This window comes from Vibrio superstes (assembly GCF_003569005.1).
In the GTDB taxonomy this organism is placed as follows: domain Bacteria; phylum Pseudomonadota; class Gammaproteobacteria; order Enterobacterales; family Vibrionaceae; genus Vibrio; species Vibrio superstes.
This window is the reverse complement of record NZ_BCUR01000004.1, coordinates 1025875-1041452: the sequence shown is the minus strand read 5'-3', so window position 1 is coordinate 1041452 and position 15578 is coordinate 1025875. Positions and strand designations below refer to the sequence as shown.

Annotated in this window: 10 protein-coding genes; 6 read left to right on the top strand and 4 right to left on the bottom strand. The window is 45.5% G+C overall.

The window, feature by feature from the left end:
* Positions 1-102: 102 nt before the first annotated feature.
* The 3 genes from D5I41_RS12750 to D5I41_RS12740 all read right to left on the bottom strand — a co-directional run bounded on the left by D5I41_RS12750 (position 103) and on the right by D5I41_RS12740 (position 5612).
* The gene (locus D5I41_RS12750; protein WP_119011507.1) at positions 103-2553 is read right to left on the bottom strand and encodes a molybdopterin guanine dinucleotide-containing S/N-oxide reductase; all 2451 of its coding nucleotides are present in this window, start codon (positions 2551-2553) and stop codon (positions 103-105) included.
* A gap of 13 nt (positions 2554-2566) precedes the next feature.
* A complete protein-coding gene (locus D5I41_RS12745; protein WP_119010102.1) occupies positions 2567-3658 on the bottom strand; it encodes a NapC/NirT family cytochrome c in 1092 nt (363 codons plus the stop codon).
* A 385-nt stretch (positions 3659-4043) separates the two neighbouring features.
* Positions 4044-5612: an ABC-F family ATP-binding cassette domain-containing protein gene (locus D5I41_RS12740; protein ID WP_119010101.1), complete on the bottom strand. Its 1569-nt coding sequence runs from the start codon at positions 5610-5612 to the stop codon at positions 4044-4046.
* Positions 5613-5989: 377 nt separating this feature from the next.
* On the opposite strand from D5I41_RS12740, the gene D5I41_RS12735 reads away from it, so the two are divergent.
* The 5 genes from D5I41_RS12735 (at position 5990) to D5I41_RS12715 (ending at position 12482) form a co-directional block, all read left to right on the top strand.
* Entirely contained in the window at positions 5990-6661 is a 672-nt protein-coding gene (locus D5I41_RS12735; RefSeq protein WP_119010100.1) for a glutathione S-transferase, read from the top strand.
* 426 nt (positions 6662-7087) lie between these two features.
* A complete protein-coding gene (locus tag D5I41_RS12730) occupies positions 7088-9247 on the top strand; it encodes a glycoside hydrolase family 3 N-terminal domain-containing protein (RefSeq protein WP_119010099.1) in 2160 nt (719 codons plus the stop codon).
* Between the two features lie 410 nt (positions 9248-9657).
* Positions 9658-10881 carry a dipeptidase gene (locus D5I41_RS12725; RefSeq protein ID WP_119010098.1) on the top strand — a complete coding sequence of 408 codons (1224 nt, stop codon included), beginning with the start codon at positions 9658-9660 and terminating at the stop codon, positions 10879-10881.
* Between the two features lie 158 nt (positions 10882-11039).
* Complete coding sequence (locus D5I41_RS12720) at positions 11040-11369, top strand: hypothetical protein (protein ID WP_119010097.1); 330 nt, start codon at positions 11040-11042, stop codon at positions 11367-11369.
* Between the two features lie 342 nt (positions 11370-11711).
* A complete protein-coding gene (locus D5I41_RS12715; protein WP_119010096.1) occupies positions 11712-12482 on the top strand; it encodes a glutathione S-transferase family protein in 771 nt (256 codons plus the stop codon).
* A gap of 10 nt (positions 12483-12492) precedes the next feature.
* Here D5I41_RS12715 and D5I41_RS12710 read toward each other — a convergent pair whose 3' ends face one another.
* On the bottom strand, positions 12493-12966 hold the full coding sequence (locus D5I41_RS12710) for a Fur family transcriptional regulator (RefSeq protein ID WP_119010095.1): 474 nt from the start codon (positions 12964-12966) through the stop codon (positions 12493-12495).
* 403 nt (positions 12967-13369) lie between these two features.
* Between D5I41_RS12710 and fusA the strand changes: the two genes are divergently transcribed.
* The gene (fusA, locus tag D5I41_RS12705) at positions 13370-15391 is read left to right on the top strand and encodes an elongation factor G (RefSeq protein WP_119010094.1); all 2022 of its coding nucleotides are present in this window, start codon (positions 13370-13372) and stop codon (positions 15389-15391) included.
* Positions 15392-15578 lie beyond the last annotated feature (187 nt).

Genomic DNA, 15578 nt, shown 5'->3' with positions numbered 1-15578 from the left:
CACCCTCATCAGATTTAATACACGATAATTTAGGCTCAATAAAAAAGAGGCAACACTGCTGTTGCCTCTATTATTTTTAGCACTCTACTTTAGAGCTGAGATTTACCCATTCTTAGGTGGTGTAAATGCTGTAAGCGTTGGTGCTTCACCAACAAACTTTTCAATTCTAACCACCCCAGAGTTACCGCAGTTACCATTGGCTAGGCGAGAGGTTGGAATGTCCATAGTTAGCACGTTCGGTCCACCGTTTTTACACATGCCAGTCTTAGGATCAAGATCTGGCCATGCACCCTCGTGTATGCACACACTGCCCTGTTTAATTCCATCAGACACATGAGCCCCAACCAGGACTTGTCCTCTGTCATTGAAGGCGCGAACAAGATCACCATCGCTTATTCCACGAGCTTTGGCATCTTCTGGGTGAATAGTAATAGGCTCGCGGTCTTGTATCGCATACTCCTTGCGAATATCTGCGTAGTTAAACTGACTGTGCAGACGATGTGCCGCATGAGAGGTCATTAACTGCAACTCACCCTGTTTATAGTTAGCCGCCCATTCGGTAGGCTCTATCCAGGTTGGGTGCGGAGGACAATCTTCTAGCTTGTAGCCCTCAATGGTCTTAGAGAAGATCTCTATCTTGCCACTTGGTGTACCTAACGGGTTCATCACAGGGTCTTCACGGAAATCACCAAAACGAACAAATTGCGCGTTTTTCTCATTCCACTTCATCTCTATCAACTCATTTGCTTCCCAGAACTTGGAGAAGTTCATCATAGGTACACGGGCATTGCGTCCACCTTGCTGAGCCGCTTTATAGAAATCGCGCAGCCACTCCATCTCTGTCTTGTTTTCCATGTAAACATTTTTTCCACCAGGCCTAATAAATTCAGCCATATCAGAAAAGACATCTAAGTCACTACGCGCTTCAAACTGCGGTTTAACCGCTTGTTTCATTGGAACCAAATGTTGATTTGAATAGTCTCCGGTCATGGTCATATCGTTACGCTCAAACGACGTCGTAATTGGCAACACGATATCTGCGTGTTTAGCCGCAGCCGTCCAGTATGGTTCAGAGATGACGATTAATTCTGGCTTTTGCCATGCCTCAATTAAGCGGTTGGTGTCTTGGTGATGGGTAAAGTTGGCACCACCGGCCCACCAGATCATCTTGAGTTCAGGGAACGTAAGCGTATGACCATTATGTTGGTACTGAGCTCCAGGACGCTCGAGACACTCAACAATGCGAGCAACAGGAAATGCGGTAACCGACCCCTGAATAGCCCAGTCATTACCACCAGCTGATGCGCCACCTAGCGTAGGTGAGATAGCAGGTAGTACGCCAGCATCACGCGTTGGGTTACCACCGTTAGAGTAATGATAAGAATAACCAAAGCCTCCACCGGGTAAGCCTACTTGCCCTAGCATTGATGCCAATGTAGTTAGCATCCAGTGGCGCTGCTCGCCGTATTGCTGACGCTGCATTCCCCATCCGCCCATAAGCATGGTTCGGTTTTCATTGAAGATCTTAGCCAGTAGCTCTATCTGTTTCACCGATACACCACTGATTTCAGCAGCCCACTGCGGTGTTTTCTCGACACCGTCCTCTTTACCCATCAAATACGCTTCAAATTTATCAAAGCCTACGGTGTACTTATCTAGGAACTCGGTATCGTGTTGTTTGTTTGCGAGCAGTTGATGCGCCACCCCCATCATTAATGCCACATCGGATTGAGGGTTAGGAGCAATCCATTGCGCGGCATCACCAAAGAACTCTGCCGTTTCTGAACGCATTGGGTCAATTATGATGATAGTTTTGCCTGATTTTTTCAGCTGATGGAAGAACTCAAGCCCTTGTCCATCCGTTGAAGACCAAGCAATTTTCAGGGTATTAAGAGGGTTAAGCCCCCAAAGCACCACTACCTCACTATTTTCTAAAATCACAGGGTAAGTCGTTTGTTGCTCGTACACTTCGATAGAGCCCACAACGTGAGGCATAATCACCTGCGCAGCACCCGTAGAGTAATCCCCTAGGTGACCAGAATAGCCTCCAGCCATACTCATATAGCGTTGCAGTAAGGTTTGAGCTTTATGCAAAATGCCACTTGAACGCCAGCCGTAAGAGCCAGCGAACACCGACTCTGGTCCATACTGCTTGCGAATGCGCATGTGTTGTTCATGAATCAGCTTATATGCATCATCCCAAGACACCTGAACAAATTCATCACGCCCACGAACCCCTTGCGGGTTGCTCGGGTTTTCTAGATAGCCCTTACGCACCATCGGATACTTAACACGAGCTTTGGTGTGTACCTGTGACGGTCCTGTAAGCTGCAAACTGTTCGGGACAGTCTGAGCTAAACCACTTTTAGTTGAAACCAACTGACCATCTTTGACTTCACACAATAATGGTCCCATTCGACTGGCGGTTAGGATCAATGAGTCAGAACGACCAGTAGCTGCACTAGCAGGCAACGGGGCAATAGATGAAATAGCGAGTGCACCTGCAGAGGCTCCTGCACCTTTCAAAAAACCGCGACGAGAAATATTAGTCATAGTCACATCGTCCTTATTCATGATTTGCCACGTCTTTAGCGTGGTTTTGGAAGAATTTAGTTAAGATCTCAAGGTTCAACTCAGTAATATCAGTTCGGTCTCCCATGCTCTTAGCAACAGGTCCCCATGAGTTAACTGTAAAGTGATGCGGTGCAATCTTGGCGTGACATGTTGCACAATAAACATTATCCAACTGCTCGGCGTAGGCCCAAAGTGGTTCAGCAGAGTCCAGAACAGGGTCTTCAATAGAACCCGTCAGCTCAGCAGTGCGCCATTCGTTGCCGTAGGCATCTGTTTTAGGCTCACCCAGTTTAAGTGCCTCAATGCCTTGCTCTGTGAGTGTGGCCAGAATTGCACGTTGCCCTTCACCCATGTAAATAACCGTCTCAGCACCCTTCATTTGATAACCAGAGACTTTAACAGTGCGCTTATCACCGTCACTGTCAACGGTTGCCAATTTAACGGTTGGGTTAATCGTCGCAAGCTCACCCATTTGAATTCTTTCAATTGGGTAAACATTTTCAGCGTTTGGCTGAGTATTTTTAGCGAGATCAAATAGATGATCGAACTCTGAAGTATCTAGCTCCATTTGTGGTGGGAAGTGTGCAACCCCTTTGTGGCAATCAATACAGGTCTCACCGCTGGTCTGCGCATAAGCATGCATATCTTGCGCGCTCGCTGATTGGTCATAGGTTTCCATTGCTTCCCAACTATGACACGAGCGACACGTAGCCGAGTCGTTATCACGCATTTGCTCCCACACCATTTCAGCCATGCCTAAACGATGCTGCTCATATTTTTCGTCGGTATCAATTTTGCCGGTGACAAACTCGTGATAGATGTCTTTCGAGGCACGAATTTTGGTAATCAAATAATCCAGTGGTTCCTCAGGGATATGACAGTCAGCACATTCAGCGCGAATCCCTTTTTGGTTACTGAAATGCACTGAACCTTGGTACTCTAAAAGTGGCTTTTCCATAGTGTGGCAAGACACACAAAATTCAGTGCTAGAGGTATAGTGGAGTATTGCGGCTGTACCACCTAGGCTGAGCCAACCAATACCGACACCGATCAGTGCAATCAAAGCGATATAACGTTTCTTCATAATAGTTTCCTTTGTTTAGCGGTACTTTTTGCACATTCTAAAAGCCCGAACTAAACCATCGGCATGAGTGAATATATCTACAACTGGGTTTATGAGCGCCACTTTGACCTCTCATCACCAAATAAGCCTTCTATCTGGCAACGGGGCACGCAATTACCTCAAAGGTAGTAGGTGTACTCTGTTGTATCAAAGAACGAGGATTCAAAACGTGAATCAAGATCGCCTTTCCAATAATAATTCTCAGAAAATCAATAACTTGATAATTTAGATCAATTTCTAGATTTGAAGGCGGTTAGTTTGAGACATAACTGACATTGACAAGGCACAGTAATGAGCCAGCGTTGTTCGCGCTGACTCAGGATTAGACAAGGGTATTTATCGCGGCTTAAAACTGGATCTGTCGAGTCACTCCAGACTCTTTAGAAAAGTCTTGGTCATGGCTCACCAAAATAAACCCTCCTTGGTAACTCTGCAGTGCAGTAGCCAGCATCATCTTCGACTCAAGATCTAAGTGGTTGTCAGGCTCATCCAACAAAAGTAACGGCTGCGTTGGCTGATGACTGACAATGAGCATAGCAAGCTTCATTTTTTCGCCACCGCTAAGTACTTTAGCAAGGCGAAATACGTGGTCTCGACGAAAACCGATCCCTGCTAGCAAGGTTCTAGCGTCACTCTCTTGCATACCTTCACATTGCTGCATCAGGTTCTCAAATATAGAAAGATCGACATCAATACCGCCAAAGTGCTGGTCTAGGTAATACAATGGGGTATTGATATGCAACTCGCCCCTCTTAAGTGCGAATTCTCCAAGTAATATCTTTAATAGCGTCGACTTACCGCTTCCGTTGCTACCCATAAGATGAATCTTATCATCCGCAAAAACCTGCAACGTAATCGGCTGTGCATGGCCAAACGGCAATACCCCCTCAAGCAGCGAAATAACCTTTCGTGAGCTACTTTGGGTATCGGCAAGATAAAGCCTTTGATTCTCCAGTTGCTCTTTTCTCGATTTCAATGTTTGCGCTTTATCTTGCAAGTGAGCTTGGCGAAGCTGCTCATTCTTAGTCCGATTTGAGGCTCGTGCGGTTGCTTGATCCTTTTTCGCATCCAGCAAAATCTTTGGCTGACTTCCCTCTTTGCGCTGTTTACTCCCTTGCGCCGCCCTTTGCTCTGCCTTTTCGCGATTGCGCTGCGCTTGTTCCTCTAGACGCTTAGTTTGCTTGCTTACATTGGCTAAGTGACGCTCGACAGCCCTTAGCTCCGTCCGTTTATGCTCTGCATAATCGTCGTAGTTCCCGCCAAACACGGTAAGACCCAGCCCCGATAACTCCCAGATTTCATCCATTTGACGAAGCAGTTCACGGTCGTGACTGATAAGTAAAATAGCCCCCTCAAAAGAGCGCATAGCTTCTATCAACCATTGCTTGGCAGCTACATCAAGGTGGTTTGAGGGTTCATCGAGAATGAGAAGTTCAACGTCTTGTTCAAACAATTGCCATAGTTGCAGTCGTGCCAATTGTCCTCCACTAAGGTCTGAACAAAGTGCGTCTGAACGCGGTGGTAAACCTATTTCTCGCAATTGATTCTGTAGCCTAATCGCAAGATCCCACTGTTCTCCCACGAGTTCAAACCAGTGTTCAGAGCTGTCGCCCGCTTCAATCTTTCCGATCGCTTCGAGCACCTTATCTTTCCCTAAAAACTGCGCAATGGTGCTGTTGCTAGAGAGTAACTCTGAGGGTTGCTGGCGATAAGTCGCAAACGAAGAGGGTAAGGTCACCTTGCCATCAGATGGTGCTATCTCTCCGCACAATATAGAGGCAAACAGCGATTTGCCGACGCCATTGCGCCCAACTAACCCAACACGGCGCTGATTCATAGCGCAAGATAGATGTTGAAACGGCATATCACCGTTATCAAATTGATGGCTAATATGGTTAGCCTGTAATACTGGCATAATTTGCCTCCTGTATGACAGGGACAACAGCCGCAGCTAATGCAGTGATAAATGCAGTTTTAAGATGAGATCGATGCCAACACACGCAAAGCGTAGAGAAACTAGATTAATGTCTGGTGCAACGAAATATCGGTAAGTGAGCTACGCCTACTAACCCTGTAAATCCAAAAATAAAATGAAAAATGGATGACAGGTTTAGTTATTCATATTGGCGTAATCTCCGAAAGAAGTGATGCGCCAATATTAACGAGTTGGCGAAGAGTTAGTCAAGTTTACTGGCTCACAAAACGTAAGTTGTATCCAAAATGAAACCCATAAACTGTACATCAAAAAGTAGCTTCGCGGTTTTCTTCACTACACTTAAGCGTATGAAAAAAATGCCAATACTCTATTCACTGCAGCATTGCCCCTATGCTATGAGAGCAAGAACTGCGCTTATAAAGGCCAATCAGCAGGTTCTCATTCGAGCCATTAAGCTGGACAACAAACCAAAAGAAATGCTGCTCGCCTCCCCTAAGGGCACTGTGCCGGTATTGGTTTTGCCAAATACTGACGCAGACCAAATGGTTGTCTTAGAAGAAAGCTTAGAGATCATGCTGTGGGCTTTAAGGCAAGATGACCCCGGCAATCTATTGCGCTGCGAAGACCCGCAAGCGCTACCCTTGATGATCTCTTTCATTACTGAGTTTGAGCGCAATTTCATTCCTCTATTTGACGCTTACAGCTGCGCCAAGCGCTATCACGACGACGACCTACAAGAATGTCGTGAAGCTTGTGAAGAGTATGTTGGTTCACTTGAGGCAAGACTAAGCAAGTCCCCCTATTTGTTCTCAGAAAATGAAAGCCTAGTGGATATTGCGCTATTACCTTTTATGCGTAAATTCGCCAAGATCGACAAACAGCGCTTTCGTCAAAGCCCCTACCCTAATCTGCGAAAATGGCTAAATGATTACCTACAAAGCTCGCTATTTTCTATAGTTATGCAGCAACATGAACTCTGGCTTGAAAATCGAAAAGACTGTTATTTGGCAAGAAAGAGAGCAATATAGAACTGAAATGACAACGTCATTTATCCAGCGAACCCTTACTTCACAAACACTTTCTAAAGGGATTCATTGGCAAGCCGATCAGCATGTGAAGTTTGCGCACAAGTAAGCAATTCTTATCCCAACACTCATTAGTTAGCAAAGTACAGGCCGATATTTTCCATTAGAGTGCGTCTAAAAAAGGGGGAAACTTCTCTTAGATGCACTCATTTTATAGTCTTAACTCCATCTCCCACCTAGAACAAGGCGGGTACAGGGAAACAGAGACAGGCTCGAAATGAAGCTGTTGATGCTGTATCTATTAAAAACTCGATATGCATCAATGTTCTAGCATCTCACTTACAAAGAGTTTATGCCCTTAACGCGTTCTATGTTGAACTAAGCCATTGCCAAAATCTCAAGGGTATTTATCCCATTTTAGGAGCTGTAATGAATGCTTATTTAGACGCTAAATTACCGGTTAAAGAGCGCGTACATGACTTACTCGGTCGCATGACTTTAGCTGAGAAAATTGGTCAGTTATGCCAATGTCCGATGCATGACTACGAAAACAATAAACAACACTATCTAGCTAAGGTTAAACAGGGACAATGGGGTTCGAAAATCTTAGCTGAGACTGCTTGGGCAGGAAACAACCCTGTCGACACGGTAGAGCCAGCGCAGCTAAACGAAATTCAAAAGGCCTCAGTAGAAGGCAGTCGATTGGGCATCCCCATCATTTTTGCCAGAGACGTTATATATGGTCAAGCAACGGTGCTTCCGATCCCCTTAGCACAAGCGGCTTCGTGGAATCTTAAACTAGTACAAGAAGCGTATCGCAGTATCTCTAAAGAGGCGGCGTCACTGGGCATCAACTGGACCTTTGCCCCTATGCTAGACATAGTGCGCGATCCTCGTTGGGGACGGGTTATTGAAAGTAGTGGCGAAGACCCGTATCTCGGTTCGCAATTCGCTCAATCTGTTGTAAAAGGTTTCCAAGGTGACGACCTAAGTGACCCTGACTCTATCCTTGCTTGCGCTAAACATTTTGTGGGTTATGGTGCTGCAGAGGGAGGTCGTGATTACGACACAACGGAAATCACAGACAATACCTTACATAACGTCTACCTACCTGCTTTCGCATCAGCAGTAGAAGCCGGTGTCGCCACCTTAATGACAGCGTTCAATGACCTTGGAGGCACGCCAACCTCATCCGCTTCAAAGCTCATAAACGGCTGGCTCAGAGAAGAGAACGGGTTTGACGGTATGATTGTCAGTGATTGGGGTTCCATTGCTGACCTTGAATATTTTGGTGTCACTAAAGATGGCGAAGGCGCGGCCAAAAAGGCACTACTGGCTGGCATCGACATGGCCATGACCAATGAAGCTTACGAAGACCATTTAGCGCAACTAGTTGAGAACGACTGCAAATTAATGCAAGCCATCGACCTTGCCACCAGCCGAGTGTTAGAGGCGAAGTTTAAGGTGGGCCTATTTGAGAACCCATACGTTGATCCAGATAGGCATAAAACAATACTACGCCACCCCGATCACGTCGCTCAAGCCCTCGATTTAGCAGAGCAAAGTATTGTCATGCTTAAGAACGACAACCAAGTGTTACCTTTACGCGATAAAGCCTACAAGGTTGCAGTGATCGGCCCTCATGCACATTCCAAGCGCCAACACCTTGGTTCTTGGTGTCTCGACGGTAAAGCGGGCGACGTCACCTCTATTGCAGAAGGCATTGCTAACCTAGTAAAAAACGTTGAGCTTCTAACTGAGCACGCCACCTTTAGTGATGAAATGGTTGAGTGCGCTAACAGCGCTGATGTGGTCGTATTATGTGTCGGCGAAAGCCAACGCCGTAATGGTGAAGCACGTAATATCGCTGAGTTGACGCTACCACCAGGTCAAGAAGAACTCATACAAGCGATAGGCGAGACAGGTAAGCCTCTGATTGTAGTGCAGTGCACCGGGCGCCCAATTCCGTCACCGATGACAGAACGATACGCCGATGCACTACTTCAAGCATGGCAGTCGGGAACAGAAACAGGCACCGCGGTGGCAAGACTATTGTTTGGTGAGGTATCCCCAAGTGGTAAATTGCCAATAACAGTCCCTCGTAGCACAGGGCAAATACCTATGTATTACGCTCGCAAACCTATAGGTAAAATGCGAGGTTTCCCTGACTATCACCCCTACAAAGACAGTTTAGAAACCCCACTGTATCCATTTGGCTTTGGGTTGAGCTACAGCCAATTTGAATTTGGCAATATCACACTCTCCCACGCAATGGTTACGCCTAATGAAGACCAACAGGTTTTGGTGACCGTAACTAACCTTGGTAAGGTTATCGCAAGTGAAACCGTCCAGTGTTACATTCGACGAAAAGTGGCTTCCACTACCCGCCCAGTAAAAGAGCTCAAGGCATTCAAGAAGGTAACCCTTAAGCCTGCAGAGTCAATACAGGTGGAGTTAACGCTTACACCCGAATCATTGGCATACTACGGCGCTGAAGAGCGCTTTACCAACGATGCAGGTGAGATAGACGTATTCATCGGTAACGACTCAAACGCTCTGCTATCAGCGACATTTACCATTCAAGGTTAATCTCTGAGCTGTAACAAGAACCAACAACTGTCAGCTTAACTGGCAGTTGTTCTCAACCTTTCTTGTTTGGCAAGTCTGTTTTTCTCCTATCTTCGGCAACCCACAGTGGCTCGTCTATGAGATCACGACGCCGGTGAACATGCTGGTGTACGTCATGGTTGCCTTAACTATTGTGCGCTTCTATACCCAACTATTTCATCGCTCTTAAACGTTATATTTTCCTTCACTAGTTGAGATTTAGTCTAAGCTAATAATTACAAATCAATATGTTACAGTTACCTTGCACGCTTTACCTACCCTAAGATCATTCTGAAATATGTGGCGCAATATGGGTATCTGGAGATTTTCCAACCGTTATAGTAACTACATCAACACGGCGATACAGCCTAAACAAACAGGTGAATTTAGATATGAAAAAGTTACTTCTTGCATCAATAATCTTTGCGTCTACTTCAGCATTTGCATCCATTGAAACTAAAGATTGGCACGAGCAGGCAACCCCTAAAGCGCAGCAGTTTGTTGTGGACAATGTCGCTATCGATTTCTATGCATCACCTTATCAAACGGGCTGGGACAAAGACTCAGAAGTAGCGCAATACATTGACCTTGCCCATCAACGTGGCATTACTGGTGCTTCAATTACTCTAGGCGCGCCGCATACACCAACGTGGATAGCATTTCAGTCTGAGTATCAAAAGTGGAACCATGCAATCAAATCCGCCGATACCAAGATACGCATTGTAAAGACGCCTGAAGATTTTGCACTGGCACACAAAAATGGTGAGTACGCAATTATGTGGAACTCTCAAACCACGATGATGCTGGAAGGTGATGTAAGTAAGGTAAAAACCATGGCGGATATGGGCATCAAAACCATGCAACTGGTTTATAACGGCAAAGAGCAAACCGGTGTTGGCGTGATCTCTGGCATGGGTGGTGACAAATCGGGTCTAACCGATTTTGGTAAGAACGTCATCGACGAGATGGTGAAACACGGTATTACCGTTGACCTTTCGCATACGTCGAACCAGACCACCAAAGACATTACCGATTATATGAAGAAGAACCATAAGGGTGTCCCTGCAATCTATTCGCATTCACCTCTGGCCTCTACCTACGGTTGTGAGCCTCATGAAACAGTGCCTGAAACGCAAGAGCGCATGGCAAGCAAGGGTTTGAAAAAAGGCGATGCTGACTACCGCCTTGCTCCTTGTTATCGCCTGATCTCAGATGAACAAGCAAAAACAGTAGCCGACATGGGCGGCGTCATCTCGGTCACTGGTACTGAGTGGATGATGGACGGTGTTTGGCCAGAAGACATTACACCAAAGCAATATGCTGAAATGATTGATGGTGCGGTGCAAGTAGTTGGTGTTGACCATGTGGGTATCGCTACCGATGACATGATGAAAACAGAGAAAGTGGTCGCTTTTGCCAAGAAGCATGCGGACAAATATACCGATAATGGTTATATGATTTATGCGTTCAATGAAGGTGCTACCGGCTGTGCTGAACTTTCTAAACACCTAGCGGCAACTGTTGATGAACTTTGGAAAATGGGTTACACCGACGAAGACCTGCGTAAGCTGTTTGGTGGCAACCTAACTCGCGTTTATCAGCAATCTTGGAAATAATAGTAACCTTATACAAAACGGCCCTAGTGGCCGTTTTTTGTAGGGCAGCACCCTACAAATGCGATTAAAAGATATACAAACTCCGATGTAATCTTCTATCAACAGCAAAACACCGCAGCCGTTTGCGGTGTCATTGATTTTTGATTAGGAGAATATTCATGAACCACAAGCACATCGTCAAAACTATCCAACTGGGCCTCATTACTTCTGCATTGATGGCAGGCGCAGCAGTAGCAAATCCCAATAATGCTGCAGAGTCTACTGACGAAGTCAGAGCCGAGGTACACATGGCAACCATGACTTCTGATCAGCAAGCCACTATCAACGCCGTTGAGCACAATCAAGCCCTAGTGCAACTAGAAGCGACGGGTGATGTCGACCAGTACGTTGAAACTAATGGACAGCAACAAGATAAAGCGCCTACTACCCTTAAATGTGACAATATAGCGGTTCCACAAGCGGTTAAAGACAATATTCATTGCCAATAATATATACAACAATAGAGCCTAAAAACGTCGGTCATAATCAGGATCTAAAACGATTAGACCGACCTCTATGACTCTAACAAAGGCTGATCCAGCGCACATTGTACAATCCACCACTAGATCACCTAGAAACATCAAACCGTCGTTTTAATTGTTAAATTACAACGCTTTATCTAGCTAGGTTTTCTGTTGATAGCACCTTCCTGAAGCTCTTTAAAATGAACCAACAAAATGACAGACATAAAATGGTTGACAAAATCCACCAATAACATTAAAGTTGTGTTTGTCAACCATTTGGTTGTTCAGATTTCCCTCACTAGCACTAATCGATGAAGAGGTAACAAGATGGGTATTATCAAACCAACCAATAAATCGGTAGAAAGTTTCAAAGGATTGCATCTCTACCACACAGGATTTTCTAACTGTGCAATGCGAGTGAGACTTGCGCTAGAGGAAAAAGGCTTAGCGTGGGAAAGCCACCCTATCGATTTACAAAAAGGCGAGCAGCTAACCAAGGAATACATTGGCATCAACCCTAATGCTGTGGTTCCAACTCTAGTGGACGACGGCGTAGTTATCATTGATTCGGCGGATATCATCGACTATATCGATCAACACTACACATCAGGTTCTCTTCGCCCACAGTCCAAACAGGACGAAAGCCAGATGTACCAGTGGATGTACCTAGCCCGTGACAATCACTTATCCATCAAGACCTACATGTATGCGAACCTTGGTTTCAGCGATAAGATGAAACGCTCACAACAAGAGATGGGTGACTATCGCAAGAATCAAACCTTTGATAAGGCTCTACTCGAGTTTCATGAACGATTTAATTCTAATGAAGGGTTTTCTGAGCAAGACGTTGTCAATGCGACACAGGTTATTGATGACTGTTTTAAAAAGATGGATGAGCGCTTAAAGGACCACAAATGGTTAGCCGGAGAAGAATACTCTCTCGCGGATATTGCCTGGGTGCCGCAGCTTATCGTACTCAAAGCCGCCAAATTTCCATTTGAGAATTATCAGCACCTTGAACAGTGGAAAGAAGCCATAATGCAACGCCCAAGCTTCAAACGAGCTATCTTGGATTGGCTACCTCAGATGGGTAAATAGCTCACTAACCCTATAGGTTTTTGCAATCCTCACAAAGGCAATTCACCTCTAGTTGCTGACTAGCAAATACGAAGCCAGCATCAGCGACGTTTTGCCTTAGTTCACTGAACAGTGCAGGATCGATACTGACCTCTTTGACCTTAAAGCAATTAGAACAAATTAAAAATTGCGCCGTTTCATGGCTATGAGCGCAGGTAATGTGCATACATGAGATGTATTTATTGGCAATTTGCAGTCTATGAATCAAGCCTTGCTCTTGCAGAAAATCTAATATGCGATAAACCGACATCGGTGACATGCTCTGGCCATACTGTTCTTTATACAGATCAGCGACTTCATAAGCCGATAGCGCCTTTTGAGTTCCAGTCAGACACAATAGGATCTTCTTTCGTTTTTCTGTCAGCTGTCCACCGTTTTGCTTGCACTTGGCAGTAGCGTGTTCAATGATGGCTTCGGTTTTAGAGCTTTCGCGAGGGTCTTGCATAGGGTTCTTTAGATCTGCTTAATTGACGTAAACACGGTAGATTAGTCTACTTTAAAACGCGACGATTTTCCTACTATTTACTCAACGCCTCACTCTCAAATAGCATTCAGACTCACAACCTTCACTCAAAATTTGTCAACTTTTAAACTATCTAAGTAAATTTTGATTTAGATTAACTTTCAAACGGCCTAATAACTAGGCTGATCACACCAAGAGCCAATGAAATTCGTCATGCTATAACAGTGTTCAATTTCCATTGAGTACAGCCTATGCGGCTCCTATCTCGCAAGATGACTTGGAAGACGACAAGGCGGGAATTCCCGCCCCAACCTTCTATTGCCCAAATTAGTTCTCAATGCCTTTGGTTGAGGATATCTAGAAAGAATCTTGCAAGGAGGCTACTATGCCTATCAATCACATTCGCAACATTGTATTTACCGGTCAAGCCGGTGTAGGTAAAACCACTTTAATAGAAAAGATGCTGTTTCATTGTTATGAAACCAACTCCCTTGGGAGTGTTGACAGAGGTGATACTGTCACCGATTTTGATGAGCAATCCATTCATTATCAACACAGCATCGAAGCCACCCCCGTCACCCTAAGCTACAAAAAACACCGTCTCAACGTTATCGACACTCCAGGACAGAACGAATTACTAGGAAGAAGCCTAAGCGTATTTCCTGCCGTTGAAACAGCGGCGCTTGTTATCGACCCCAATACTCCAATCAATCAAAGCGCTCGCAGATTGTTTGATTTCGCCAAACAGCGAAACAACTGCCAGATGATTATCATCAACAAGATAGACACACGCCCAGAGCAGTTACCCGAACTCCTTACGCAGATTCAAACTATCTTTGGCAGTAACTGCCTACCGTTAAATTTACCGAGTAAAGATAGCACTGATGTGATCGATTGCTACTTTGAGCCTGACTACACGCTTACTACCTCTATCCAAGCTGTTGATACTGCGCATGAAGCCTTGATTGATCAAGTGGTTGAGCTTGATGAAGACCTGATGGAAACCTACCTAGAACAAGGCTCATCGCTCACAGCAACACAGCTGCACGACCCATTTGAAGAAGCTCTGCGCCTACGACACATAGTCCCAATTTGCTTTGTCTCATCAGAAACAGGCGCTGGACTAGAGTTACTGCTAAAAACGCTAAGTGAACTCATGCCGATGCCTAATGAAGGCAACCCTCCTTTGCTAGAGAAAGACGGCAAACTTACGCCGGTGAACTGTGAGACTCTAGAGCATACAGTTGCACACGTGTTTAAGGTCAGCGTCGACCCTTATATGGGAAAAATGGCGTACCTTCGAGTGTTCCAAGGAGACTTACACACAGGCAGCCAACTCTTTGTTGGTGAGAGCAATAAAGCATTTAAGATTGGGCACCTTTATCAACTGCAAGGCAAAAGCCGTAATGAAATTGACCATGCTAGAGCCGGAGATATCTGCGTAATCGCCAAGGTCAATGAACTCAACTTCGATTCAATTGTTCACGACTCGCATGATGAAGATGGTGTCAGTTTAAAAACCTTGGATTTCCCAAGCCCTATGTACTCACTGTGCCTAAAACCCAAAAAACGTGGAGATGAACAAAAATTGGGAGAGGTGCTACAACGTATTGCGTGTGAAGACCCTACCTTGGAGATTGAACACCGCCACCGCAGCAACGAAACCTTACTCTCCGGTCAGGGGGAATTTCATCTCAAGGTCGCTCTAGAAAAAATGGCCAAGGTTTACAAGCTAGAAGTGGACACCTCCCAACCGAGCGTTGAATACTTTGAAACCATTACCCGAGAAGCAGAAGCGCTCTATCGCCACAAAAAACAAAGTGGCGGTGCTGGACAATTTGGTGAGGTGAAGCTCAAAGTCAGCCCCCTCGCCAGTGGCGAAGGCTTTAGATTCGTCAACAAGGTAGTGGGTGGCGCTATCCCTACGTCACTGATCCCCGCGGTTGAAAAAGGCGTTCGCCAAGGCTTGGATGAAGGAACAATTTCTGGCAATCCAATACGAGACATTGAAGTGACTGTGTTTGACGGTAAACACCACTCTGTAGACTCTAAAGAGATCGCCTTTGTTATCGCAGGTAAAAAAGCCTTTCTTCAAGCCGTTCAAGACGCAAACCCTATTGTTCTAGAGCCTATTGTAGACCTCACCTTAGAGTTGCCTATCAATAGCGTTGGTGATGTCACAGGTGATCTTGCAGGGAACAGAGGGCTTGTGGAAGGCAGTGAGAGTATCAGCATCGGCCATACCCTAATCATGGCTAAAGCGCCTCTTAATGAGCTTCAAGACTACTCGAGAAGACTCAAGGCAATGACGGGCGGAGAAGGTACCTTTACCATGAGTTTGAGTCACTACGAACCTGCCCCGCCACTTGTTCAAAAACGAGTATGTAAGGAGCTAGATCCTGCGTAAATAGAACGCCAAACAAGCAAAGCACCAGTGGGGGTTCCTCTGGTGCTTTTTTATCTGTGCTCTTAAGGCCCGCTGACTTTTTGAGGTTATTTTTGTTTAATACCCAACACAGCACTACCCAAACGGCTTCTGGTCGAGCAAAAGGTCAACACTGCCTAGACATACAAGACAAAAGTAGCAAAATCAA